A 23054-nucleotide genomic window follows, 5' to 3' on the forward strand; every position below is an offset into this window, starting at 1 on the left:
GGCTTACCAAGTTATTATGATTTTGACCGTGTAAGCACAAAAATCTATTCGCCATAACACTACTTGTATAATATTATTCGTATCTTTGGCACAGCAAACGTGTCCAGGCAAAAAAAGGCGCGGCCACAGACTATAAAATATATTATAAGGAGGGAGCTATGACCCTACAACAATTAGAATATGTCATGGCAGTGTACCATCACCGCCATTTTGCCAAAGCGGCCGAATCGTGCGATGTGACGCAACCCACTCTCAGCTCAATGATACAAAAATTGGAAGACGAGCTGGGCATCAAGATTTTCGACCGGAAACGCCAACCTATCTCGCCCACCAAAGAGGGAAAAGCCATCGTGGAGCAGGCGGCGCGCGTGTTGGCTTGCGCGCGCCAGCTGAAAGACACCGCGGAAGAGGAGAAAAAATCGCTTGGCGGAACTTTCAACATTGGCGTGCTGCCCACGGTAGCTCCATATTTAGTGCCTCGTTTCTTCCCACAACTCATGAACGCGCATCCCGAAATGGACATCAGGATCACAGAGATGCAAACCGAGCAGATGAAAACGGCCATCGAGCGAGGCGAGCTTGATGCTGGCATATTGGCGAGGGTAGACGGACTGGAAGACATGCGTTGCCACTTCTTATTCCACGAGCGGTTTTTCGCTTATGTGGCAAAAAATAACCAGCTATACACCAACAGCTCCGTCAAGACATCTGACCTGACAGGCGAATACCTTTGGCTGTTGGACGAAGGACATTGCTTCCGCGATCAATTGGTTAAGTTTTGCCAACTCAAAGCAGCCAACAGGGCCAAGAAATGCTACAACCTTGGCAGCATAGAGACTTTCATGCGCATCGTGGAGAGCGGCAAGGGCATCACCTTCATACCAGAGTTGGCTATATACCAGCTCAACAGCGACCAACGGCAATTGGTAAAACCTTTCGCCCTCCCCATACCAACACGAGAGATTGTGATGATGACATCGCCACACTTCGTGCGCACAACGTTATTACGATTGCTCGTAGACAGCATCCAGGCTGCCGTGCCCAAAGACATGCTCATGCTGCGCAAGACGCAAGTCAGCGTGTAAAAAACATGCCAACACCATATAGCCAGCAATATATCGGGCGTTTCCAAACAGGCCATGCCGCCCCTCCCATCAGGCTTTGATTTGCCTTATGGGCAATTCTAAAAAACAAAGTTTTTTTTGGAATTTAGGCCATTAGTTATACGTCCAATATAGTCACCTTATATGCAATCATTCCATTCCTCATGAATTTCACGTTTCAACTTATCCTTTCCACCACTACTTTTATACGGTTTCCGTTCTCATCGGGAAAGTCGAACTGTACGAACCAATAGTCATACAGTTGTTTTGCCATCGCCTCTAAATTATGATTTATAATCCAGTGGGATAAAAAGAATGTTTTTTTTTAGAGGGAAGGTGGGCATAAAGCTTGCCATGGTCAATACTCACATGTCAGTATTTGGGGCACGAAATATGATCCGGAAGAGTGCGAAATCATCATAAATTGCTATTGCATTCCCGGCCGACAATTTTTATCTTTGCCACAAAAAGACACCAATGGTCATTCCGTCGCGAATGACAACCAAAGAAACAATTATGAAAAAACTATCTCTTTCGAGCATACCTGAGACAATGCTCATACCCCTTTGGGCCAAGGCCACGGAGACAAAGCGGGGCGACGGTATGCTGCATGATGAGTATTCGATCAAGATACTCAAGGCCATAGACTACGATTTCCGCAAGTTTTCCCACAGCAAAATGTCACAAGTGGGATGCTGCATACGAGCGAGCCTGATAGACGGCGAGGTCCGCTCCTTTCTCTCGCGCCACCCTGACGCCGTGGTCATCCAGTTGGGCGCCGGCTTGGACGCCCGCTACCAGCGTTTAGGCATGCCGCCGGTGACACATTGGTACGACCTTGACTTGAAAGAAGCGTTGGATATACGCAGACGCTTTCTGCCCGAAAGCGAGAGAAACACCTATATAGAGCAATCCATGTTTGATGACGGATGGATACAATTGGTCAAGAGCCACCACAAGCCCGTCCTCATCATCATAGAGGGCGTGCTTATGTATTTTAGGCCAGAGACCGTCAAAAAATTCTTCATTCACCTATGCGAAGCTTTCGACAAGGCCACCATTCTGATGGACGTGCTGGCGTTTGCGGCGGTAAGGCATGCCAAATATCACGACGCCGTGCGCAACACTGAGCACAAGGCCGAGTTTCTGTGGTCTGTCTTACGGTCCAATGAAATGGAGAGTTGGCATCCCAAACTGCATCTGCGTCAAGAGTATTACATGAGCGATCATGACAACAAACGGTTTCCGTGGATTGCCCGCGTACTTTACAAGACACCTTATTTTTACCGTCGCTTCAACCAGCGCATTATCAGGTTGGAGATAGATTGACCGGGCATGGCGCGTCAACCCGCACGCCCCGTGCCTGAGAGCGTGTCATCTTATGCCGATGAGCTTGTGCTGTTGCAGGGAGAGTTGCCACTCGGGATGGTCTTTCACGAAAGCGACCGCCTCAGCCAATATGGCCTTGTTGCGCCTCGCGTCGCCCGTGTCGCAAGGCTGCACATAACGCACGGCCGCCTCAATGCCAAAGTCGCTCACCTCTTGCCGCCCGTCGAACACCACCTTCAGCTCATCCACAGCACCGACGCGCGGCAAGCCACCCTTGACAAACGCCGCCTTGGGGGAGCATGTCACCCAGTCAACACCCTCTGGAATGGGGTTGGTACCGTTGGTCTCCATGGCCACGTAATAGCCACGCTCGTGAAGCCGTCGCAACAGCTCAGGGTCAACTTGCAACGTTGGCTCACCACCGGTGAGCACCACAAAGCGACATAGAGGATACCGGCCCAACGCCGCAACGATGTCAGCCCCAGACAGCTCACGATACGTGACGAAGTCGGTGTCGCAGAACGGACACGCCAAATTGCATTTAGAGAAACGCACGAAGAGGGCGGCGCGCCCTGCCCAGCGACCCTCGCCTTGCAACGAATAGAATATCTCGTTAATCTTATAGCTTGTCATCACCTTGTCCCTTGCTTTCAAAATAGAGTTCAATGCCGTTTGCCAGATGGATGGGAGCGCCCACACGGGCCTACTGCCCACGCCATCAAGACGAGGCTTCGGCAACCTGTCAGCTTGACGCGGTTGCTAGCGTCGACACCAACTATCCTCGCGCGAAAGTCACCCCAAAAAGCTCAATATCACATCACCAAATTCTCAATGCCCTTTATCTTCGTCTCGTCAACAGCTTGGGCCACGTTTCCTTCGCTCTCTTGCACCACCGCCTTGTAGCACTCGGCAAACTGCTCCACTATCCATCGGGCCATGTTCTCGGCGGTGGTGTTGAAGGGCAACAACTCGTTCAGGTAGCCGTGGTCCAGATAATCGTGCACCCTGTCTTTCACATGCTTGAAGTCGTAGACCATCCCATCCTTATTGAGTTGGTCCCGGCAGACCATATAAACGGTTATGATATAGTTGTGACCATGCAGCCGACGGCACTTGCTCTCGTACGAAAGCTCGAGCTTGTGAGCTGCGGCCACCTCCATTCTTTTTGAAATACAGTATATCATCGCTTTGTCATTTTTTATGTTGAGGCTCACGTCTGGATGGTTGTCCCTCCCTCACGACACAGGCTCAACGCCCTACGCCACCCATGTCAAGGCGCAATATACGGCGCGAGGGCGAGCGCGACCCACCATAATGCCATGGCGTCACTGACGTGAGAACAACCTCTCCAACACAGAAACTGTCACAAAGTTACAACAATATTGGTAGACTGAGGCGGTTTGCCGACAAAAAAAGGATATATCGAAACGATGATTTGCCACCATCCCAAAGTGACGGTTAGCACCTTAGCGACAACATTTGATAGGTTACAAGCACACATGCGAAGCCGTCAGGGCATGTCAAACCGTCCCCTTGCGGCTTCGCATTGGCGTAAAATATTATTTGAAAGACGATATTTCAACGTGAGGTTTGACACCTCTGCCATCTTCCTTGCGATAGCTCACGCGCACCACCTTTTGCTCACCGGGCATGAGATGGAAATAGTTGTCCGAATAGAGCACCGGCAAAATCTGCTCGCCATCCGCCCCCACAAGGTTAAGACGTATCATCAGGGCAGGCGTGGAAGAGGTATTTCTTAGCGTTACGCAGCCTACCATCTCATCATCATTGCCACAACAATCGGCATCGGTGTCAGAGCCATCCAGATAGTTGGAGCATGCGTTTGTGCCGTCACCGTCCTTGCGACATGACGGTTCAAAACGCGCGTCTATTGCCACTTGTGCCATAGGCAACGTGCGCAGCAACTGCCAGTCAGCGTCCGTGCGTCCCTGCACATAGCAGTTTTGCGATAGCTCTACATTGTTTTCCACCAAACTCAAACGCACAAAATAAAGCGCATCCGCTGGTTCTCGCAACGTCAAAACATTTGCCGTGGTGTCCTCGTCAACACTCACAATAGCGGTTTGTTCGCTCACTATCTTGCCCTCTATATTGAGAACCTGCGCCTTGACGTTCAGGGCGTGGTGCCTGCCAGTGCCCATGTTGACCACTTGTACCTGCCTGCTCACAGGATTGAACTGCACATGTAGAGGCTCACAGGCTTTTTTTGCGCCAAAATAAGCTGCCGTAGGCTCAAGATAATAGTCGTAAGTGCACCACACCATGCTTGGCCAACACGAGTGACTCATCCAGTTGAGCAGTCCCATGCGGTATTGTTGGCAGCCCTCATACATGGCACGATATCCATCATAGCATAACCATTGTGCCCACTGCGAGAACTGCTCGGCACTCTTGGGTTGCCCAAAGCGTGACTCTAAGAGTTTCACCAACGAACTGGCACGTTGCGCGCCGCCCATCGTGAAATCGTGTTGCGCCCAGCCCAGCCCTATGGGCCACAACGCGTCGGATTGTAGCATGCGCCTGAGCGACTGTATGGAGGGCACGTTAGGCAGCCCCCTTTCTGAGTGTAACAGGCGAGTCTGCTCCTTGAAATAATATTCGGTCGGCATCAGTCGGTAGGCTCCATGCCCTGAAACGCCTTGATCAGCAGAATTGGATATGAACCCCAACTGTGGGTGTAGCCTTGCTATCTGTTGGCGCAACGCATTGTCAATGGTCTGCGGTGGAAACCCCTCGTTACGCCCCACGTAGATAGTTAGGCAGGGATAACGGCGTACACGACTAATGTAGTCGGCCGAATTGGCCAAGAACATGGCTTCGTCCACGGGGTCCGGCCCATCCCAGGGGTTGGCCAACCAAAAGTCTTGCCACACCATGATGCCATATTTGTCGCACGCCTCGTAAAACTCCTCATCAGGAATTTGCCCCACCCAATTGCGTATCATGTTGAAATGTATGTCTCGGTGGTATCTCACGGCGGCGTCATACTCTCGTCCTCGATAGTTGAGGTTAATCTCCGGGAAGCCCCAGTTTCCACCCAAGGGTGTTACACGCTTGCCGTTTACATAGATTTTCAGGGCCGTGTCCATGTCTCGATAAGACACCTCCCTGATACCAGCCTTGAATGTAAGGCGAGTGCTCTCGTCGTGATGGCCAGTCTCGCAGATAGCAAAGCCTGCGTCATAAAGATAAGCATCGCCATACCCATTGGGCCACCACAGGCGCATTTGCTGATTTTTCAGTTGCGCGAAATGATCAGGCGAGAAGGTCACTTCTTTTTCTTGGCGCGCGGCAAGCTCCACAGTCTGGGCATAATGCAGCGCTCCTATCCAACCCTTGAGCACCACCTGTCGCGCTTGGTCACTGTTGTTGGTGACCCGCACACGTGGTGTCATGGTGGCCGTTTGAACTTTGTCGCGACTCAAAACGGTCGTCACCACCGGATCACTCAGGCTCACGCCATCGTCCGAGCTGAGGTAAACATCATTGTATATGCCCACCTCGCGTCCGGGTACACTTGTTATCCAGTCCCAACCGATGGACGCATGAAAGGTGGGATTGTCTGCACCGAGCACCCCTCCGTTAAGATCAGTACTCTCTTCGTTTTTCACTTTGACGGCACCAAAATGGCTATTGCGCAGCACCTTAACTTCCAACAGGTTATCGCCCGCGCGCAACAGTGTAGAGACATCAAACCGCGCGCGGTGGAAAGCGCCGTCTATCTGTCCCAGACGATGGCCGTTGAGCCATACGATGGCTTTCCAGTTCACACCGTCAAAGTTAAGATACACATGCTTGCCGGGTGCCAACCGTCTACCCCTGACAACAGCGCGGTAGTGGAAATCGGACATAAAGAAGCTCTCGGAGATCTGCCTCATGTTGTTGGCGACACAGTTATCGGGTATGGAGCCAATGTTACGATAGCTGGTCAGCACCGTTCCCGGCACAGTGGCTGGTATCCAACGGCTATCTCCCTCACGCCGCAGCTCCCAGTTGACAATGTCGGCCGTAGTGTCTATACGCTGTCGAGGCACGACCCCTCCACGCCCCCACACCTCCATTTCGGTGAGCATGAGTGGTTGGCCGTTGCCCGTATTGTCCATCATCACCCTGACATAGCGACACCGTCGTTGGCACTTTAATTCGTCCGTGAGCCTCCTCGTAGATGGCAGAGCCGTCACCGTGGTCCACGATTTGCCATCCTCGGAACATTCCACCACGCCGCTCCGAGGCCTGTTCAGCCACCGAAGCACCACCTTTTCGGCCTGGACCTCTTTGCCCAAATCAACATATACCCAAGGGTGCAAATCTTTGGGGCTGAACGCCAATGCGCTGACAAAACGCTCGGCTGGCAACCATTGTGGCTGCCCCTGCGCACGCCAGTCTATCGACTCGCGCGTGAATGTGCGCTGAAAGCTGTCGGCACTACCCTTATCAAACTCAAAAATGCGCCAATAGGCACAACCTTTCATCTCAAACTCCAGACGCAAACCCACATATTGCCCGGGTGGGTCAAGTTTGATGGTGGAGCGCATCAGGCGTAAAGGTAGCCGCACAGGGTCTTCCTGTTTGTTGGGGTCAGAGCTTACCGTTTGTTTGGTGTCGAAACCGGGCATGCCCATTCCCGACATTCCGCCTATCTTTTGCCATCTACGGCCATCCTTGGTGCCCATCACACGGATGAGGTATAGGCCATCAACGACCTGCGGATGGTAGGCCATCTCGCAATACAGACGCAGCGTGTCCACGTCTATCCGCATGTTGTGCCATAGGTATTCGATAGACGTCTTTGGCCCAAAGAGATAGTTGCCCGAGTGGATATTGCCATCGATGGTTTTCTCTTTGTCGCGCAACGTGAGCGGCTTGCCGTCGATTTTCACGTCGAGCCATGCCGGCTTGCGGTCGGTCACAATGCCATCGGTGACAAGTTGGGCTGTGAGATTATAGTCTAATGACGACGATGCGTAAGCCGCACGTTGCAACGCAAGGTTGCGGTAAGCGTTGTCTTGGACCATTCGTGGCCCTACAAACTCATTTGGTCGGCCCGGATATTGTCCTATGCCACGCGTGAAATCATCAGCCACAGCCATGCCATGCCCGATAAGCAGACATAGAGACATCAACCAAGCCACTCGTATACGCCAATTTTTCACTTTCATATTTTTCATGTCATGGGGTTTGTATTGTTTGTCGACGGCATCATCACGCAGAGACAATGTCAGGACAAATGATTTATTCTCCACAAATATAAGCATTATTGATAGAATATCATTTCACTATTTTGATGAAAACTTATGCTATTCTTGAAATGTCGCATAGATTGTGACCGTGTCAGAAAAAAATCACAAAAAACGGGGCATGAACAACCACCGATCCAGAGATTGGAAGGACAAGATTGGGGTAATATGCACAAAAAAACAAGGGGCGAATGGGCATGAATGGCCCAAAAATGACATGACTATGACACGACGGCTACTTGGGAGCGTGACAATTAAGCCCTAATCGAAGCGTGATTGGGATGTAAACGCCACACGTATAATACTTGAACACGGCACGATTGGGACCTAATCGCCATGCGAATAATGCTTTTTCACAACGCACATGCGTCTGTATGGCTTGGTTTGAAAGTGTTTCGGCAGATAGGAATGATGAAGAATGTGTATAACATGCTGTTTTCCACGCACATACCAAAAACGCTCATTTTGGGCGAATTTGCGAGCGAATGAGTGGCCGTTGGAAAATAAGCAAATCTCAGGAGGTGTTTTGTCGTTTTTTTTCAGATTAATAAACAAAAAACTTGGGGGTGTCTCACCATGCAAAAATGGTTTGCGCAGGTGCCATGACGCAAAAAAGAAGATTTTTGTTATGGTATGGCAAAATAATAGCCTTACTTCTGTCGTTATATACAAATAGGCTTTTCACGCCTCGAATAACGACTGCGTCTCTTTTGCAGGCAAACGCAAGCACACATGGGCGAACGAGCCAAAAAGACATGAATTCATGTGGAAATATTATGCATTGCTGTCCGCGTTTTTCGCCGCCCTGACCGCTATCTTTGCCAAAATGGGTGTACGAGACGTCGACTCAAATTTGGCCACGGCCATCCGCACGGTTGTTATCTTGGTGATAACGTGGGGCATTGTGCTCGTGGGGCGGCATCAGGGCGACGTGCGAGCCATCGAAGGGCGAACATGGCTGTTTCTTATTCTCTCGGGGGCGGCCACCGGATTGTCATGGTTGTTCTATTTCAAAGCCCTGCAAATGGGAGACGTGGCGCGTGTGGCACCTATCGACAAACTCAGCGTGGTAATCACTATCGTGCTGGCGTTCGTGCTTTTGGGAGAGACGGTCACGCCCAAAGTGGTGGCGGGTGCGGCGCTTATCACGGTGGGTAGTATATTGATGATGCTAAAATAGCGTAACGAATAAGTATGGTTTTCAGGATAAAACACAAATTGGTTAATATTGCACTATGCGCTGCCCTGCTGTCAGGTTGGTGCCACGTGGGTGTGGCACGCGCGCAAGATACCATCCACGTGGCCGCCGACAGCGTGGCGCGGCCCATCTATCCAAGCGCAGACACGGCTGTGGCAAAGCCCCTCGAGCGTGCCGACACCATCGTGCGCCAACTACCGTCATGGGCCAACGCGGCCATACTGAGCACGCCATTGGTGGTGGAGGGATTGCTGATGCGTAGGCAAGACACTCACTTCAGGAAGTTGCGCAACGACTACGCACCCCATTTCAAGCATGGCGCTGACAACCTGTTGCAATACGTGCCGGCGGTGGCCATGTACGGCATGAAAGCGATGGGCGTGAAAAGTAGCAACTCGTGGGGGCGCATGCTCACCGCGCACGCCATGTCGTGGGCGATGATGGGCGGCGTAGTGAACGGACTGAAGTACACCGTGCGCTCACCGCGCCCCGACGGCTCGACCAACAACTCGTTTCCGTCCGGACACACGGCCACGGCGTTCATGGTGGCCACCATGTTTGACAAGGAGTACGGCCACATCAGCCCGTGGGTGGGCGTGGGGGCTTACAGCGTGGCCACCGCCACCGCGCTGATGCGCATGGCCAACAACAGGCACTGGCTGAGCGACGTGATGACGGGAGCGGGCATAGGCATACTGTCTACCGAGGCAGGGTACGCCTTGGCCGACCTGCTGTTGGGGAGGAGCCAAGACAACGGCACACGCCTCGCGAGGGCGCCACGACGATTTGACCGCCCATCGTTTTTCAGCGTTTGCCTCGGGCTAAACGTGCCATTGAGCAAGTATGACATAGACGAGCGGCACGCTTTCACCACCACGGCAGGCTGCTCGGCAGGCGTAGAGGGGGCCTATTACTTCTCACCTTATATCGGCGCTGGCGGAAGGCTGGCCGTGTCAAATTCTTTCATCATCAACGAAAACAACAACTTGGAAGACAACACTTTCCACGCATTGACACTCATGGGTGGCGGATATTTCTCGTACCCATTGTCAAGCCGCGTGCGCTTGGGCGGCAAACTGTTAGGTGGCTATGTGAGATACCCTGAGCTGACCATCGGCGGTCATGTGTTACCAACCAAGGACGGCGCGTGCTATGACACGGGGGCGTGGCTCACGCTACGCGAAAGCACGCACTATGGCATCAGACTCTTCGCAGACTACTTGTTGCTGCCACCGCACAGCAGGATGAGCACCAAGTACATTCACATGATGGTGTGGGGAACGGCGTTCGCGGTGAATTTCTGAACATGACGGCGGCACGCGTCACTTGCCGCGATTGATGATATAGATGCCCGACGCCGCGAGGAAACCGGCCAAGGCATATTTGGGATGAAATGCCTCGCCAAGGCACAGGCACGAGGTGACGGCACCCACCACGGGTATGAGCGAGTTGAAAATGGCCACCTTGCCCACGGGGTTGCACGTGAGCAACTTGTTGTACAAGGTGAAGCCCACCACGCTGATGGTTATGAGCAAGAACAAATAGAGGCACCCCATCCACGTGATGCACGCCAAACGGCCACCCATAAGCGCGCCTGGCACGACAAGGAGCGCCCCACCGATGGTGAGCGAGAGGCCCGTTCCAACAAACACGTCGACCCGGTGACCCAGCCCACGGATGAGCAACGAGGCCGAAGCGCCACAGAGTGCGTTGAGGATAATCATGCCATCGCCGGCCCACGTGAACCGGCCGCTGTCGGCTCCGCCAAGGTTGAGCGACACAATGCCGGCCATGCCAACCGCGCAGCCCACTATCTTGCGCATGGTCATCTTGTCGCTCTTAAAAAACAAGCAGGCCATGACCACCACGGCGAAGACACTGAGCGAGTTGAGAATGGCCGCTCGCGAGCCTTCGCTGTGCGACAACCCGAAATAGAAAAAAGCGTAGTGCAGCGTAGTATTGACCAACGAGAACAGCAATATGAACCACCAGTCGGTGCCTCGCCTGACATGAAAACTCAGCCCCTTGGCGCGCGCCAATGACAAGACAAGCAGCCCCGCCAAGCAAAACCTGACGCCGGCAAACACCATCTTGCTGCCCGTCATGTAGGCAGAGATGCCAAACTCGGCAAAACCCAACTTGATAAGGGGGTACGCCCAGCCCCATGCCACGGCCGCCGTAAGCGCGAACAGGGACACCCACACGGGGCGTTGGAATATACTTTTGTTATCCATGTTACAATTTTCAAAATGAGTTACAAAGATAACCATTTTATCCTTGTTAGGGCATCCAATAACATAGAAAAAGCCTCGACAACCCACGCAAAGCGGAAATAATGGCACATTTTGGATTATAGTATAGTTGCAAATGCTTATCTTTGCAACAAATATTTCTCTAAAACAATCAAACGATGAAACACAGCAGCCTTTATTCATTATGCCTGCTCTCCGCGCTCCCCATATCAGCTGGAGCCGAACGCGCAAGCAACACGAACGAGAACAGCAACCATCAAGACAAAAAGCCAAACATCATACTGTTCATGGTGGACGACATGGGGTGGCAAGACACCTCCGTACCCTTTTGGACGCAACCCACAAGGCTCAACCGTCTGTACGAGACTCCCAACATGGAGCGTCTCGCCCGGCAAGGCATGGTGTTCTCCCAGGCATACGCCACGCCCATCAGCTCGCCATCGAGGTGCAGCCTGATGACTGGCGCCAACGCCGCGCGGCACCATGTTACCAACTGGACCTTGGAGCGAGGAAAATCCACCGACAGCGAAGACGCGGAGGTGGCCACGCCCAATTGGAACGTGAACGGCATCAGCCCCGTGCAGGGCATACCACAATCTTTCGTGGCAACGTCTTACGTACAACTGTTGCGAGCAAACGGATACCACACCATACACTGTGGCAAGGCCCACTGGGGAGCCATCGACACGCCGGGCGAGAACCCCAACGCATGGGGCTTCGACGTGAACATCGCCGGGCACGCGGGTGGCAGGCAAGCCACCTATCTGAGCGAGCGAAACTACGGGCACAAAGCCGACGGCACCCCCACGTCGCCCTTTGCCATTCCCGGCCTGAATCAATACTGGGGCACGGGCACTTTCCTGACAGAGGCTCTCACCCAAGAGGCCTTGAAGGCTTTGGACAAGGCGAAACGCTACGGACAGCCATTCTACCTGAACATGGCGCACTACGCGGTGCACATCCCCATAGAACGAGACAACCGTTACTTCGCCAAATACGCGCGCAAGGGCATGTCAGACAAGGAGGCGGCATACGCGTCGCTCATTGAGGGCATGGACAAAAGTTTGGGAGACATCATGGACTGGCTGGAGAAAAACGGCGAGGCCGACAACACCATCATTCTCTTCATGAGCGATAACGGCGGTTACGCCACCGGAAAGGCTTGGCGAGACGAGCCGCTCTTCACCCAAAACGCGCCGTTGGCCAGTGGCAAAGGTTCTATGTACGAGGGCGGTATCAGGGAACCTATGATTGTGAAATGGCCAGGAAAGGTGAAACCCGGGAGCAGGTGCGACAACTACCTGATTATCGAGGACTTCTTTCCCACCATATTGGAAATGGCGCACATACACGCGTACAAAGTGCCACAAGTGGTGGATGGGCGCAGTTTTGTGCCCCTTTTGACAAACACGGGCAATCCGTCGAAAGACAGGATCTTGGTGTGGAACTATCCCAACGTTTGGGGAAACGAGGGCCCGGGCATCAGCTTGAATTGCGCCATACGCTACAATGAGTGGAAAATGGTGTACAACTACAAGACTGGCCGCAAGGAACTTTACGACATCAAGCAAGACATTGGCGAGCGTAACGACATGGCGGCGACACATCCACGGATAGTGCGCCAACTCTCCTCCATGTTGGGAAAATACCTGCGCAACACGCAGGCTCAACGCCCATTCTTCAAAAGCACCGGCCTGCCATGCCCTTGGCCGGATGAAACAAGATGAGAAAAACGACACAAAAACCCTAACTTCGTTCCTACGTTGACATAGCATCGTGGGCGGCAAGTTAGGGTTTGAATGATAAAAATGGGCGCATGGGCGCGCGGTTAGCAGCCAGACCCATCAATGTTGCACGACGGAGTCTCGTCGCGAGGCGCCGGCATGAGTCCGGCAGCCTTGGCCGACAGCGTCACGGTGCCGTCCTCCAAGACAAAGCAGGGTATGCCCACCGTGCCCTTGCGCTTCACCGCGTCAAACGCAGGCTCGGTGTCGCGCATGTGCAAAAATGCCTTGAGCTCGCGCACATGCGAGCCGATCTCGTGCACCTCGTAGCGAGGGTTGTCCTTAACTTGGGCTTCGATCGCCACACAGTCGGGACACGTATTCATACCATAAATTTTAATCATCGTTATTCCTCCACGTGTTTTAGGGTTAAAAAATTGTGTGTCAATGCTTGCAAATCTTCGACGAATCCACCGTGAACGTAGCGCCATCGGCAGGTTTAAACTTGCCGCGCGCCTCAAGAAATTCTACTAATTGGGCTGCGCTCATGCCAGCAGCGGAGCATGTACAAAATTGCTCGTCTGGTCCAAACTTCTCCTTTATGGCCGCTATAAGCTCCTCGCGCGTGGCGTAACTGTGGCCCTCCATCATGTGGAGGACTTCGTGTCCGTGTGTCATGTCTTAATCATTTTTAGGGTTTATACTAACCTTTAGCGTACAAAGATAATGCCACAAAAGCCGAAACTTCGCAAAACGGCATGCGGCGCATTGTCATTTAACTTATATTATATGTCGCGCCCCATCGTGACAGGTTTGCCTGGCGGCCGTCGCCCGGCGGCCTCCCTGGCGTGCATGGCCACGTGCGAGGCTCATTCGTTGGCGAGATACCATGCCTTGGCCTCCACGTAGTGGCGCGCGTATTCCACGGCTTGCCCGGGCTTGGCTTTCTTGACGAACCTCGCCGGGCAGCCGGCCCAAATCTCGCCGGGACCTATCTTGGTGCCCTGCGTCACCAGCGCGTTGGCCGCAACGATGGCGCCCTCGCCCACCTCGGCATGGTCGAGCACCGTGGCGCCCATGCCCACAAGCGCGCCACGGCGCACCACGCAGCCGTGCACGTTGGCCAAATGGCCCACAGACACGTCGTCCTCAAGTATCGTGGGTGCGCCGCCCGACTCGTGGATACACGCGCCATCTTGTATGTTCACCCTGTTGCCTATGCGTATGGCGTCCACGTCGGCGCGCAGCACGGCCGAGAACCACACCGAGCAATCATCGCCCATCACTATATCGCCCGCCAACGTGGCGTTGTCGGCAATATAGCATGCTCGCCCCAAAGAGGGGCGTTTGCCTTTCACTTCCAATATCATTGTCATGGTCTTTGTTATCGTGGGTGGGGCAAGCCATGGGGAAAGGCCGCCCATCCCTCATTATGATAACACCGGCAAGTGACGACATATTGTGGCGCAACACGAAAAAAACATCGCCCCGTGCTTAGTAACAAAAGTTAAAATACATGCGTATAGCCCATGATACAACATATTTTAGTAATTTTGCTACCTATACATATGTAATCGCTCCACTATGAAGAAGATTTTTATGGCACTTCTGGCATGCCTTCCGCTCATGGGCATGGCTCAAAACACATGGGAGCTGCCAAAAGAGGAGACGCCGCAACAAAACCAGAGAGGCAAGAGAGACAACACCTCCGAGAAAAAGGCGAAGACGGGCGAAAACCCCAAATACCTCGCAGGAACCGTTCCCGAAGTGGATGGCAAGGTAGTGTTTAAGCTCGAGAAAGACGTGCCAGGCATGACGGCCGATGATATCTACACCAAGGTTTACAACGCCATTCTGGCTATAACCAAGGAGGAAAACCAGTTTCCGCAAAGCAAAATAGCCGTGGTAAACAAAAGCCAGCACATCGTGGCTGCCCGACTGAAAGAGTGGATGGTGTTTCAAAACACTTTTCTCGCGCTCGACCGCACCATCTTCAACTACACGCTCATAGCGCGCGCCGACGATGGGCATCTAACCTTGACGATGGAGCGATTGAACTACCAATACGAACAAGAGCGCACAGATACCAACAGCGGTATGGCCATCACGGCCGAGCAATGGATCACAGACCGACAGGCCTTGACACGAAAAGGCAACAAGTTCGCTAAGAGCTCGGGCAAATTCAGACGCAAGACCATAGACCGCAAAGATTACATATTCGGTCTCGTGTGCAAGGCACTCAACGTGAAATATTAACCCCATAACATTCATCTCACATCTCACACCATCACTCATGGACAACGAAAATCCAAACATGCTGGCACAGCGACACCACAAAAGACCAACGCCAGAAGACCCCACCCTCAAACTGCGCAACTGGCTCAATGCCATATTTATGGTTGGTGCCGTGATCGGCGTGTTGATATACTTCTTTGGCGATCATACCATTGGAACCATCGTCGTATTGGTAGCGATGGTTTTCAAGATTGTGGAAACAGCCATGCGATTAATGCACTAAATGAAAACGCTCTTTTCTATTTTTATATTCTCGCTCTCACTCATGCCCATCATGGCGCAGACGCCGCGACAACAAGGCAGATACAACGAGATAGGCGAAGACGGAACGTTGAGACAACAAGGCAACAACGGCAATGCCACCGACTCCACGAACGCCGACAAGGAGATACCTAAAGGCCTGTACACTTGGACCGTGGACCCACGATTTGGCGACCGCCACACCGTCGTGCCCGATACCGTGCCCTACATGTACATGAACTCCATATTCTCCACGGGGCTCAGGGGCGAATATAACACCACCGGAAACCTTGGAGCACCAAGGATAGCCCGCGTGTTCACAGACCGGAAAGAGCGCGGGCAGTTCATCTTCACACAGCCTTACGACTATATCGTCACGCCGGTGGAAAACTTCCGTTTCACCAACACGCTCTCCCCCTTCACCAACCTGAGCTACAACAATTGCGGCAACCACACCAACGGCGAGGACCATCTCACCGCCTCGTTTGCCGTGAACGCAGGCAAGAAATTGGGCGTGGGCTTCAAGGCCGACTACCTATACGGACGCGGATACTATAACGAACAAGCCACCTCACATTTCAATTTCTCACTATACGGCTCGTACACCGGCGATCGATACGAGGCGCACCTACTTGCCAGCACCAACCATCAGAAAGTGACCGAGAACGGCGGCATCACCAATGACGATTACATCACGCACCCAGAGATATTCAACGAGAACTACCAATCGTCAGAGATACCGACGGCCCTAAGACGAAACTGGAACCGTAACGACAACCAGCACGTCTTTCTCTCGCACCGCTATAACTTGGGCTACAACCGAAAGGTGCCCATGACTCAAGCCGAGATAGAGGCCAAGAAATTTGCTATGGCTTCCAAAAAAGAAGCGGAGGAAAAGGCCGCCAAGGAAAAAGCCATCAAAGACGCCAAACGAGAGGGGCGCGACATAGACGAGGACCAGATAGGCAAAAGCCCCACTTTCAGTGGTCGGCCTGCCAACGCGAGCGTAGCGGAAGACGGTAAGAGACCGGCCAATGGGCAGCCCTCCGACTCGATAGCCAGCGCAGGGCGCGTGGCCGTGGGTAGCAAGGCCGTTGCCGACAGCCTCATAGCCGCCGAGAACAAGCAAGCCGAAGACACCTCGTGGATGAAAAACGAATATGTGCCCGTGACGAGTTTCATACACACCGTAGATTTTCACAACTACCAACGCATATACCAAGCCTACCAGACACCCAAGGATTTTTACCTTGACAACTTCGCCGTGAACGAAACTTACGGCGGCGACTCCATATACGATCAGACCAAACACTGGAGCCTACGCAACACCTTGGCCATCTCCATGCTCGAGGGTTTCAACAAATGGGCCAAGGCCGGACTGAAAATTTTTGCCGCCCACGAGCTTAGACATTTCACGCTGCCCGACGCCGACGCCATGCGCTCATGGAACGAGCACTCCGTGTACGTGGGTGGTCAGATCGTCAAGGCGCAAGGCAAGACATTGCACTACAACGCTGTGGGAGAGTTTGGCGTGATAGGAGCCGACATTGGAAGCGTGAAGGTAGATGGCGGAGTGGACCTCAACTTCCCTTTGTTCAAAGACACCGTGACGCTGGCCGCGTCTGGCTTTTACCATCACGAGCGGCCCTCTTTCTATTACAGGCACTACCAAAGCAAGCACTTCTGGTGGGACAACGAGGACCTCGCCTACTACGACCACATACGGGCGCAAGGACTGTTGGGCTATCAAAAGACAAGAACACGCTTAAGGGTGGCCTACGACCTGATCAGGAACTACACTTATTTCGCCACAGGCTACACCACGAAAAACAACGCCCGCCTCTTCAACAACGTGAGCGTGAAGCAGAGCGAGAAATCTATCAGCCTGCTGACAGCTGAACTGACACAAGAGTTTACGCTCGGCCCACTCAACTGGGAGACCTCGCTGACTCTCCAAAAATCGAGCGACGACACCGCCTTGCCACTGCCACTACTCAACGCATACACCAACCTGTACCTGCGGTTCAGGGTGGCGCGCGTGCTGAGTTGCGATCTCGGGGCCGACGCGCGCTACTTCACCACATACAACGCGCCCGAGTATGTGCCGGGCATAGGGCAGTATGCCGCGCAGGCCAACGCCGAGAAGGTGACCACCGGAAACTATCCCATCGTGAATGTTTACGCCAACTTTCACCTCAAGCACACCCGGTTCTTCGTGATGATGAGCCACCTGAACGCTGGCATGGGCAACAAAAAATATTTTCTCACGCCACACTACCCTCTCAATGAAAGGGTGTTGCGCCTTGGCGTAAGCTGGAACTTCTACAACTAAAAACACGTTGAAATTTCGTGACAACATGTGGCTCATTTTGGGCGTATTTGTGAGCGAGCGTTTGTCTGTTTGTAAATACGCCCAAAATGAGCCACTTTCGTAACCGCCTATGTGTCACGTCTTTATGTTGAAAAACGATATTTCCAAGCCAATTTATTAATCAAACGCTCCGCCTTTAGGCATTCTTCGCACCGTGAAAAGGCCCTAAAGGCGGAGCGTTTGGTCACTATTCTCCACGTGATTAAGCACAAACCGCCGTGCCAATAAGCCCTAATCGGCCAATCCCGGAAACAGCGTCGGGCCAAAACAAGGAGACAAACGTATAATAATCTTGTTTTCGCGCTCTAAAAAGAGACTACGACAGATGGCGAAAACACATGAACATTTTTTACACTCCGCGCAGCCAACACCGACGCTTTTAGACATTACGCCCCTTTCCCAACGACACAAACCTGCCTACAAGAACAAGCGCGAGCGCAAGGGTGATGAATGGCACGCACCCGCCTCAAAACAATTGGGGTGCCACGCACAAACCAAAAGCGTGACACCCCAAGCATGTAATGATCGGACTCCCCACTTACAGCAGGGCGTCTATTTTCTCCGCATATTTCTCCTTGGCGGCCGCACCTACAAACTTATCGACCAGCTGGCCACCCTTGAAAAAGAGCACCGTGGGAATGTTTCGCACGCCAAACTGCATGGCTATGTCATCATTGTCCTCCACATTGCACTTGCCAATGACCACCTTGCCGTCGTAGTCTTTGGCCAGCTCTGACATGATGGGGCTTACCATACGGCATGGACCACACCATGTGGCCCACAAATCCATTACCAATGGCAGGTCGCCATTCTTATAATTCTCAAAATTCTCTGATGTGATTTCCACTTCCATAGTTTTTCCTTTCGTTATTAATGATTGTATCTTCTGCAAAGATATGCAAATACATCCAGCCTTACAAATATTAGGCCGAAAATATTAACATTCCACCACCCTGCTGCCATCCTCAAGCTCGGTGATAGTCACTTTGACAGCATTGCCGGGCAGGATCTCCTCGATAAGTTCGGGCCACTCCAAGAAACAGAGTGCGCCACTGTAGAAATAATCCTCGTACCCCATGTCGTAAACCTCCTCGAGCTTCTTGATACGATAAAAGTCGAAGTGATAAATGAGCTCGTCTGTCGTGGCCGACCGATACTCGTTGACAATGGCGAAGGTGGGCGAGGTGATCACTTCGTCCACGCCAAGCTCCTCGCAAACGGCCTTGATAAACGTGGTCTTGCCAGCCCCCATCTTGCCGTAAAAGGCAAAGACCGTGCTGTCTCCGATGTGTTGGACAAACTCATGAGCCGCCTCGCGGATCTGTTCCAATGACTTAATTTTAATCTGCATATTATGAAAATTTTGTTACGAATTTACGATTACGATTTGCCAAATATCTATTATAAGCCCCGAAAGGCCAACGGATGGGCGCAAGCACCGAAAAACCGCAGGGGCAATGGCGAGCGAATGTTTGGGAGGGCCATCCTGAACGTACGCCTATTACAACCGTCGCGCGCACCGAATTGTGAATTGAAAAAATATAAACTTTGAATTAATTAACCGTGTAACTCATGCCCTCGCGCTCGCTCACGTATCGCACCAAACTGTTTCTCACCTCTATGCGCCCGGCCTTGGCGCGCAAAAGCACGTTGGTATTGGTCTCCTCGTCGTTGACGTTGAAATACAGCTCGGTCTTGCCGGGTGCGTCCGTCACCATCGACAGCACGTCGTTCACCACGTCATCGTCTATGCGGGCGCTCTTGAGATGGATGGTGAAACGCTCCAAGCGATTGTCCTTGACCGTCTGCAAATACTCTATCTTTTGTATCACCATGGAGAAATACTGGCTTGTGGCAAAACGCTTGACGCATTTGGCGGTGACGAAAACGGCACTGCCCTCGGTGAGCCACGCCCCCCATCTGCCCCAGTCCTCGCCGAAGAGGGCTATCTCGCCCGGCCCCTCGAAATCCTCCATGGTGACGATGCCGAATGGCTCCCCGCGCTTGTTGAAACGCTGCGTCACCTTGGTGACAATGCCACCAAACGTGATCTCGCTACGCATGGCCAACTCAGGGAATTTCTCCCGATTGCCAGCCTCGGCGCAGGTGGTGTTGCAAAGGCTCTCAAGAACGAGGGTGTAATCGTCCAGCGGGTGCGCCGACAGGTAAATACCTACCAACTGTTTCTCCTTGCCAAGCTTCTCGATGGCGCTCCATGGCACGGCCTTGGGAGCCGGCGGGGTGACGATGGTGATGTCGGAGGCAAAATCGCCGAACAGCGTGTTTGCCGCCGCAGCCTTTTCTTGCTGATACTGTTGGCCGAACCTGACGAGGCTGTCAAGGAACGCCTCGCCCCGCGCGTTGACACCAAGATACTGCTCGCGCGCCAGTCCGAAACAATCTAATCCGCCGCTGAGGGCCATGCTCTCGAGAGCCTTGCGATTAACGTCGCGCAGGTTGACACGCTCCACGAAGTCGTAAACATCCTTGTACGCACCATTGTCTTGTCGCTCCCTCACGATGGCCTCGGCAGCCGCGGAGCCCATGCCCTTGATGGCAGACAGCCCAAACCTGATCTCGCCCTTGCCGTTCACGCCAAACTCCACGAAGCTCTCATTGACATCCGGGCCGAGCGTGGGAATGCCCATGACCTTGCACTCCTCCATGAGCTTGGTTATCTCGCCTATGTCAGAGAACCGACGCGTCATCAGCGCGGCCATGTACTCGGCAGGGTAATGGGCCTTAAGGTAGGCCGTCTGGTACGCCACCCACGAGTAGCACGTGGCGTGCGACTTGTTGAATGCGTAGGAGGCAAACTTCTCCCAGTCGCCCCATATCTTCTCGAGCACCTTTGGGTCGTGGCCGTTAGCCGACCCCTGCTTGATGAATTTGGGCTTCATGCGGTCCACAATGTCCTTTTTCTTCTTGCCCATGGCCTTGCGCAGGGCGTCACTCTCACCTCGCGTGAAATTGGCCAACTGTCGCGACAGCAACATCACTTGCTCCTGATACACGGTGATGCCGTATGTGTCCTTGAGATATTTCTCCATGCACGGTATGTCGTAAGTGACGAGCGTGGGGTCGTTTTTGCGCTTGATGAAATCGGGGATGTAATCCATTGGCCCAGGCCTGTAGAGCGCGTTCATGGCGATGAGGTCCTCAAACACGGTGGGATGAAGCTCCCTAAGGTACTTCTGCATGCCCGGCGACTCGAACTGGAACGTGCCGATGGTGCGCCCCTTCTGGTAGAGTTGGTAGGTCATCTCGTCGTCGATGGGAATGTTGTCTATGTCGACTTTCACGCCCCTTGTGCGCTCCACGACCTTGCAAGCCTCTTTCAACTCTGACAGAGTCTTCAGCCCAAGGAAGTCCATCTTGATGAGCCCGGTCGACTCTATGACGTGGCCATCGTATTGGGTGACGGCGCATTTCAACTCGGGGAAGTCAGGGTCGTCGGCCGTTGACACCGGCACCCATTCGCTGATGGGGTCCCGGCAGATGATAAATCCGCACGCGTGGATGCCCGTTCCGCGCACCGTTCCCTCCAGCTGCTTGGCGTATTTGATGGTGTTACGCTCGCGCGGGTCGGTCGACACCTCGGCTTCTCGCAATTCGGGTGTATACTCGATGGCATTTGTCAAGTTCATCTTCTTGTTGTCAGGAAGACGGTCTGGTATGGCTTTTTTCAGCATGTTGGCACGCTCAAGGGGCAGCCGTTCCACGCGGGCCACATCGGCAATAGAGTTCTTGGTGGCCATACTGCCATAGGTGATGATATGGGCGCAGTTTTCCTCGCCATACTTGTCCATCACCCACCTGAGCACCTTGCCGCGCCCATCGTCGTCAAAGTCGGTGTCAATATCGGGCAAATTCACGCGGTCCGGGTTTAGGAAGCGCTCAAACAGCAGGTCGTATTTCAACGGGTCTATCCTCGTGATGCCCAAGCAGTAGGCCACCACGGAGCCTGCCGCGGAGCCGCGCCCGGGGCCCACCCACACGCCAAGCTCGTTACGGGCGGCGGCGATGAAGTCTTGCACGATGAGGAAATAGCCCGGGAAACCCATCGTCTTCATCACGTGGAGCTCAAAATTGATATGCTCCTTGACGTTGTCCGGCAGTGGGTCGCCATAGTTTTTCCTCGCCCCATCATAGGCCAGCTTGGCCAAATAGTCGGCCTCGAGCTTGATACGGTAAATCTTGTCGTAGCCACCCAAACGGTCGATGACCTTGCGCGCCTCGTCCTCGGGCAGGGGATTTTGGCCGTTCTCGTCTGTCGTGAACTCCCTGTACAAGTCAGCCTCTGTGTATTTCTCGCGCCACGACCGCTCCGTGCCAAACGACTCTGGAATGGGGAAATAGGGCATGATCGGGCCGTTGTCTATACTGTACATCTCAACCTTGCCGAGCACCTCAAGCGTGTTGCTCAGGGCCTCGGGAACGTCGGCGAAGACGTCGTTCATCTCCTTTCTTGTCTTGAACCACTCTTGCTTGGTGTACATCAGGCGGAAAGGGTCGTCCAAGTCTTTGCTTGTCGACAGGCATAGCAGGTGGTCATGGGCCTCGGCGGTGTCTTGGTCCTCAAAGTGGCAGTCGTTGGTGCACACCACCTTGATGCCGTATTCCTTGGCAAACTCCATGAGCGCCTTGTTAGCTTTCTGCTGCAAAGGGAACACCTCGCGGTTGGCGCGGATGGCGGGGTCTTTCACCTCGTGCCGCTGCAACTCCAGATAGTAGTCGTCGCCAAACACCCTGTGATACCACTGGCAAGCCTCCCGGGCACCCTCCAAGTCACCGTCGAGCACTTTGGCGGGCACCTCACCGGCAATGCACGCCGAGCAAACGATAAGCCCCTCATGGTATTTCTCGAGGTCGGCGCGGTCTGTGCGCGGCTTGTAATAGTAGCCGTCCACCCAAGACCTGCTCACTATCTTGATCAAATTCTTGTATCCTTGGTAATTCTTGGCCAATACAATAAGGTGGTATCCGGACGCGTCGCCATTCTCCTTGACCTTGTCTTCCTTGTTGTGGTGGGCCACATACATCTCGCATCCGAGAATGGGCTTGAAAGGCTCAAGCCCCTCCTTAACCCGTTTTTTGTTCACGACGGAACAATAATCAAAAAGCTCCTTGATGCCATACATCACCCCATGATCCGTGATGGCCATGCCTTTCATGCCGTCCTTGATAGCCTTGTCCACAAGATACCTCACCTTAGACTGGCCGTCGAGCACAGAGTAATGCGTATGTACGTGCAAATGCACAAAATCTTCCATGTCCGAATAAA

At 53.2% G+C, this 23054-nt stretch carries 18 protein-coding genes and 1 pseudogene; 8 read left to right on the forward strand and 11 right to left on the reverse strand.

What is annotated here, in order from left to right; translation table 11 throughout:
* Positions 1–158: 158 nt before the first annotated feature.
* Positions 159–1085 carry a hydrogen peroxide-inducible genes activator gene (locus C7379_RS02970; protein ID WP_116615953.1) on the forward strand — a complete coding sequence of 309 codons (927 nt, stop codon included), beginning with the start codon at positions 159–161 and terminating at the stop codon, positions 1083–1085.
* 170 nt (positions 1086–1255) lie between these two features.
* Here C7379_RS02970 and C7379_RS02975 read toward each other — a convergent pair.
* Positions 1256–1398, reverse strand: a pseudogene (locus C7379_RS02975) (restriction endonuclease subunit S); the annotation flags it as partial.
* A gap of 221 nt (positions 1399–1619) precedes the next feature.
* On the opposite strand from C7379_RS02975, the gene C7379_RS02980 reads away from it, so the two are divergent.
* Positions 1620–2432, forward strand: a complete 813-nt coding sequence (locus C7379_RS02980; RefSeq protein WP_116616035.1) for a class I SAM-dependent methyltransferase — start codon at positions 1620–1622, stop codon at positions 2430–2432.
* Positions 2433–2477: 45 nt separating this feature from the next.
* On the opposite strand, the gene C7379_RS02985 is transcribed toward C7379_RS02980, so the two are convergent.
* The 3 genes from C7379_RS02985 to C7379_RS02995 all read right to left on the reverse strand — a co-directional run bounded on the left by C7379_RS02985 (position 2478) and on the right by C7379_RS02995 (position 7696).
* Positions 2478–3065: a 7-carboxy-7-deazaguanine synthase QueE gene (locus tag C7379_RS02985; RefSeq protein ID WP_116616036.1), complete on the reverse strand. Its 588-nt coding sequence runs from the start codon at positions 3063–3065 to the stop codon at positions 2478–2480.
* 179 nt (positions 3066–3244) lie between these two features.
* Positions 3245–3613: a 6-pyruvoyl trahydropterin synthase family protein gene (locus C7379_RS02990; RefSeq protein ID WP_116616037.1), complete on the reverse strand. Its 369-nt coding sequence runs from the start codon at positions 3611–3613 to the stop codon at positions 3245–3247.
* Positions 3614–3991: 378 nt separating this feature from the next.
* On the reverse strand, positions 3992–7696 hold the full coding sequence (locus tag C7379_RS02995; protein WP_165815008.1) for a glycosyl hydrolase 2 galactose-binding domain-containing protein: 3705 nt from the start codon (positions 7694–7696) through the stop codon (positions 3992–3994).
* Between the two features lie 757 nt (positions 7697–8453).
* Here C7379_RS02995 and C7379_RS03005 point away from each other — a divergent pair.
* Positions 8454–8870 (forward strand): EamA family transporter, encoded by a 417-nt coding sequence (locus C7379_RS03005; RefSeq protein ID WP_116615956.1) that lies wholly within the window; start codon positions 8454–8456, stop codon positions 8868–8870.
* A gap of 14 nt (positions 8871–8884) precedes the next feature.
* A complete protein-coding gene (locus C7379_RS03010; RefSeq protein ID WP_243406694.1) occupies positions 8885–10192 on the forward strand; it encodes a phosphatase PAP2 family protein in 1308 nt (435 codons plus the stop codon).
* Positions 10193–10210: 18 nt separating this feature from the next.
* On the opposite strand, the gene C7379_RS03015 is transcribed toward C7379_RS03010, so the two are convergent.
* Positions 10211–11122 carry a DMT family transporter gene (locus C7379_RS03015; protein WP_116615957.1) on the reverse strand — a complete coding sequence of 304 codons (912 nt, stop codon included), beginning with the start codon at positions 11120–11122 and terminating at the stop codon, positions 10211–10213.
* A 176-nt stretch (positions 11123–11298) separates the two neighbouring features.
* Here C7379_RS03015 and C7379_RS03020 point away from each other — a divergent pair, with 176 nt between their 5' ends.
* Positions 11299–12867 (forward strand): sulfatase, encoded by a 1569-nt coding sequence (locus C7379_RS03020; protein ID WP_116615958.1) that lies wholly within the window; start codon positions 11299–11301, stop codon positions 12865–12867.
* Between the two features lie 101 nt (positions 12868–12968).
* Here the strand turns inward: C7379_RS03020 and C7379_RS03025 are convergent, their stop codons facing one another.
* The 3 genes from C7379_RS03025 to C7379_RS03035 form a co-directional block, all read right to left on the reverse strand.
* Positions 12969–13268 carry a thioredoxin fold domain-containing protein gene (locus tag C7379_RS03025; protein WP_116615959.1) on the reverse strand — a complete coding sequence of 100 codons (300 nt, stop codon included), beginning with the start codon at positions 13266–13268 and terminating at the stop codon, positions 12969–12971.
* A 40-nt stretch (positions 13269–13308) separates the two neighbouring features.
* Positions 13309–13542 (reverse strand): YecH family metal-binding protein, encoded by a 234-nt coding sequence (locus C7379_RS03030; RefSeq protein WP_116615960.1) that lies wholly within the window; start codon positions 13540–13542, stop codon positions 13309–13311.
* Positions 13543–13733: 191 nt separating this feature from the next.
* Positions 13734–14240, reverse strand: coding sequence for a gamma carbonic anhydrase family protein (locus C7379_RS03035; RefSeq protein ID WP_116616039.1), 507 nt, complete (start codon positions 14238–14240; stop codon positions 13734–13736).
* Between the two features lie 208 nt (positions 14241–14448).
* Between C7379_RS03035 and C7379_RS03040 the strand changes: the two genes are divergently transcribed.
* Genes C7379_RS03040 through C7379_RS03050 form a run of 3 tightly spaced genes read left to right on the forward strand, consistent with a single transcriptional unit; the run spans position 14449 to position 17731 of the window.
* On the forward strand, positions 14449–15120 hold the full coding sequence (locus C7379_RS03040) for a DUF4468 domain-containing protein (RefSeq protein ID WP_116615961.1): 672 nt from the start codon (positions 14449–14451) through the stop codon (positions 15118–15120).
* A 37-nt stretch (positions 15121–15157) separates the two neighbouring features.
* The gene (locus C7379_RS03045; protein ID WP_116615962.1) at positions 15158–15382 is read left to right on the forward strand and encodes a hypothetical protein; all 225 of its coding nucleotides are present in this window, start codon (positions 15158–15160) and stop codon (positions 15380–15382) included.
* Positions 15383–17731, forward strand: a complete 2349-nt coding sequence (locus C7379_RS03050) for a putative porin (protein WP_116615963.1) — start codon at positions 15383–15385, stop codon at positions 17729–17731.
* 577 nt (positions 17732–18308) lie between these two features.
* Here C7379_RS03050 and trxA read toward each other — a convergent pair.
* The 3 genes from trxA to dnaE all read right to left on the reverse strand — a co-directional run bounded on the left by trxA (position 18309) and on the right by dnaE (position 23043).
* A complete protein-coding gene (gene trxA, locus C7379_RS03055) occupies positions 18309–18623 on the reverse strand; it encodes a thioredoxin (RefSeq protein ID WP_036891383.1) in 315 nt (104 codons plus the stop codon).
* Between the two features lie 84 nt (positions 18624–18707).
* Positions 18708–19121, reverse strand: coding sequence for a tRNA (adenosine(37)-N6)-threonylcarbamoyltransferase complex ATPase subunit type 1 TsaE (gene tsaE, locus C7379_RS03060; RefSeq protein WP_036891384.1), 414 nt, complete (start codon positions 19119–19121; stop codon positions 18708–18710).
* Between the two features lie 202 nt (positions 19122–19323).
* On the reverse strand, positions 19324–23043 hold the full coding sequence (dnaE, locus tag C7379_RS03070; RefSeq protein ID WP_116615965.1) for a DNA polymerase III subunit alpha: 3720 nt from the start codon (positions 23041–23043) through the stop codon (positions 19324–19326).
* Between the last annotated feature and the right edge of the window lie 11 nt (positions 23044–23054).

This window comes from Hallella colorans, assembly GCF_003096815.1.
In the GTDB taxonomy this organism is placed as follows: Bacteria; Bacteroidota; Bacteroidia; order Bacteroidales; family Bacteroidaceae; genus Prevotella; species Prevotella colorans.

What these genes read in the sequence shown, in the direction of transcription:
- tsaE (WP_036891384.1), bottom strand. Translation starts at nt 19,121, where the DNA reads ATGCAGATTAAAATTAAGTCATTGGAACAGATCCGCGAGGCGGCTCAT.
- C7379_RS03020 (WP_116615958.1), top strand. Translation starts at nt 11,299, where the DNA reads ATGAAACACAGCAGCCTTTATTCATTATGCCTGCTCTCCGCGCTCCCC.
- C7379_RS03035 (WP_116616039.1), bottom strand. Translation starts at nt 14,240, where the DNA reads ATGACAATGATATTGGAAGTGAAAGGCAAACGCCCCTCTTTGGGGCGA.
- C7379_RS02970 (WP_116615953.1), top strand. Translation starts at nt 159, where the DNA reads ATGACCCTACAACAATTAGAATATGTCATGGCAGTGTACCATCACCGC.
- C7379_RS03045 (WP_116615962.1), top strand. Translation starts at nt 15,158, where the DNA reads ATGGACAACGAAAATCCAAACATGCTGGCACAGCGACACCACAAAAGA.
- C7379_RS03010 (WP_243406694.1), top strand. Translation starts at nt 8,885, where the DNA reads ATGGTTTTCAGGATAAAACACAAATTGGTTAATATTGCACTATGCGCT.
- C7379_RS03040 (WP_116615961.1), top strand. Translation starts at nt 14,449, where the DNA reads ATGAAGAAGATTTTTATGGCACTTCTGGCATGCCTTCCGCTCATGGGC.
- dnaE (WP_116615965.1), bottom strand. Translation starts at nt 23,043, where the DNA reads ATGGAAGATTTTGTGCATTTGCACGTACATACGCATTACTCTGTGCTC.
- C7379_RS03050 (WP_116615963.1), top strand. Translation starts at nt 15,383, where the DNA reads ATGAAAACGCTCTTTTCTATTTTTATATTCTCGCTCTCACTCATGCCC.
- trxA (WP_036891383.1), bottom strand. Translation starts at nt 18,623, where the DNA reads ATGGAAGTGGAAATCACATCAGAGAATTTTGAGAATTATAAGAATGGC.
- C7379_RS02980 (WP_116616035.1), top strand. Translation starts at nt 1,620, where the DNA reads ATGAAAAAACTATCTCTTTCGAGCATACCTGAGACAATGCTCATACCC.
- C7379_RS03005 (WP_116615956.1), top strand. Translation starts at nt 8,454, where the DNA reads ATGTGGAAATATTATGCATTGCTGTCCGCGTTTTTCGCCGCCCTGACC.
- C7379_RS03030 (WP_116615960.1), bottom strand. Translation starts at nt 13,542, where the DNA reads ATGACACACGGACACGAAGTCCTCCACATGATGGAGGGCCACAGTTAC.
- C7379_RS03025 (WP_116615959.1), bottom strand. Translation starts at nt 13,268, where the DNA reads ATGATTAAAATTTATGGTATGAATACGTGTCCCGACTGTGTGGCGATC.
- C7379_RS02985 (WP_116616036.1), bottom strand. Translation starts at nt 3,065, where the DNA reads ATGACAAGCTATAAGATTAACGAGATATTCTATTCGTTGCAAGGCGAG.
- C7379_RS03015 (WP_116615957.1), bottom strand. Translation starts at nt 11,122, where the DNA reads ATGGATAACAAAAGTATATTCCAACGCCCCGTGTGGGTGTCCCTGTTC.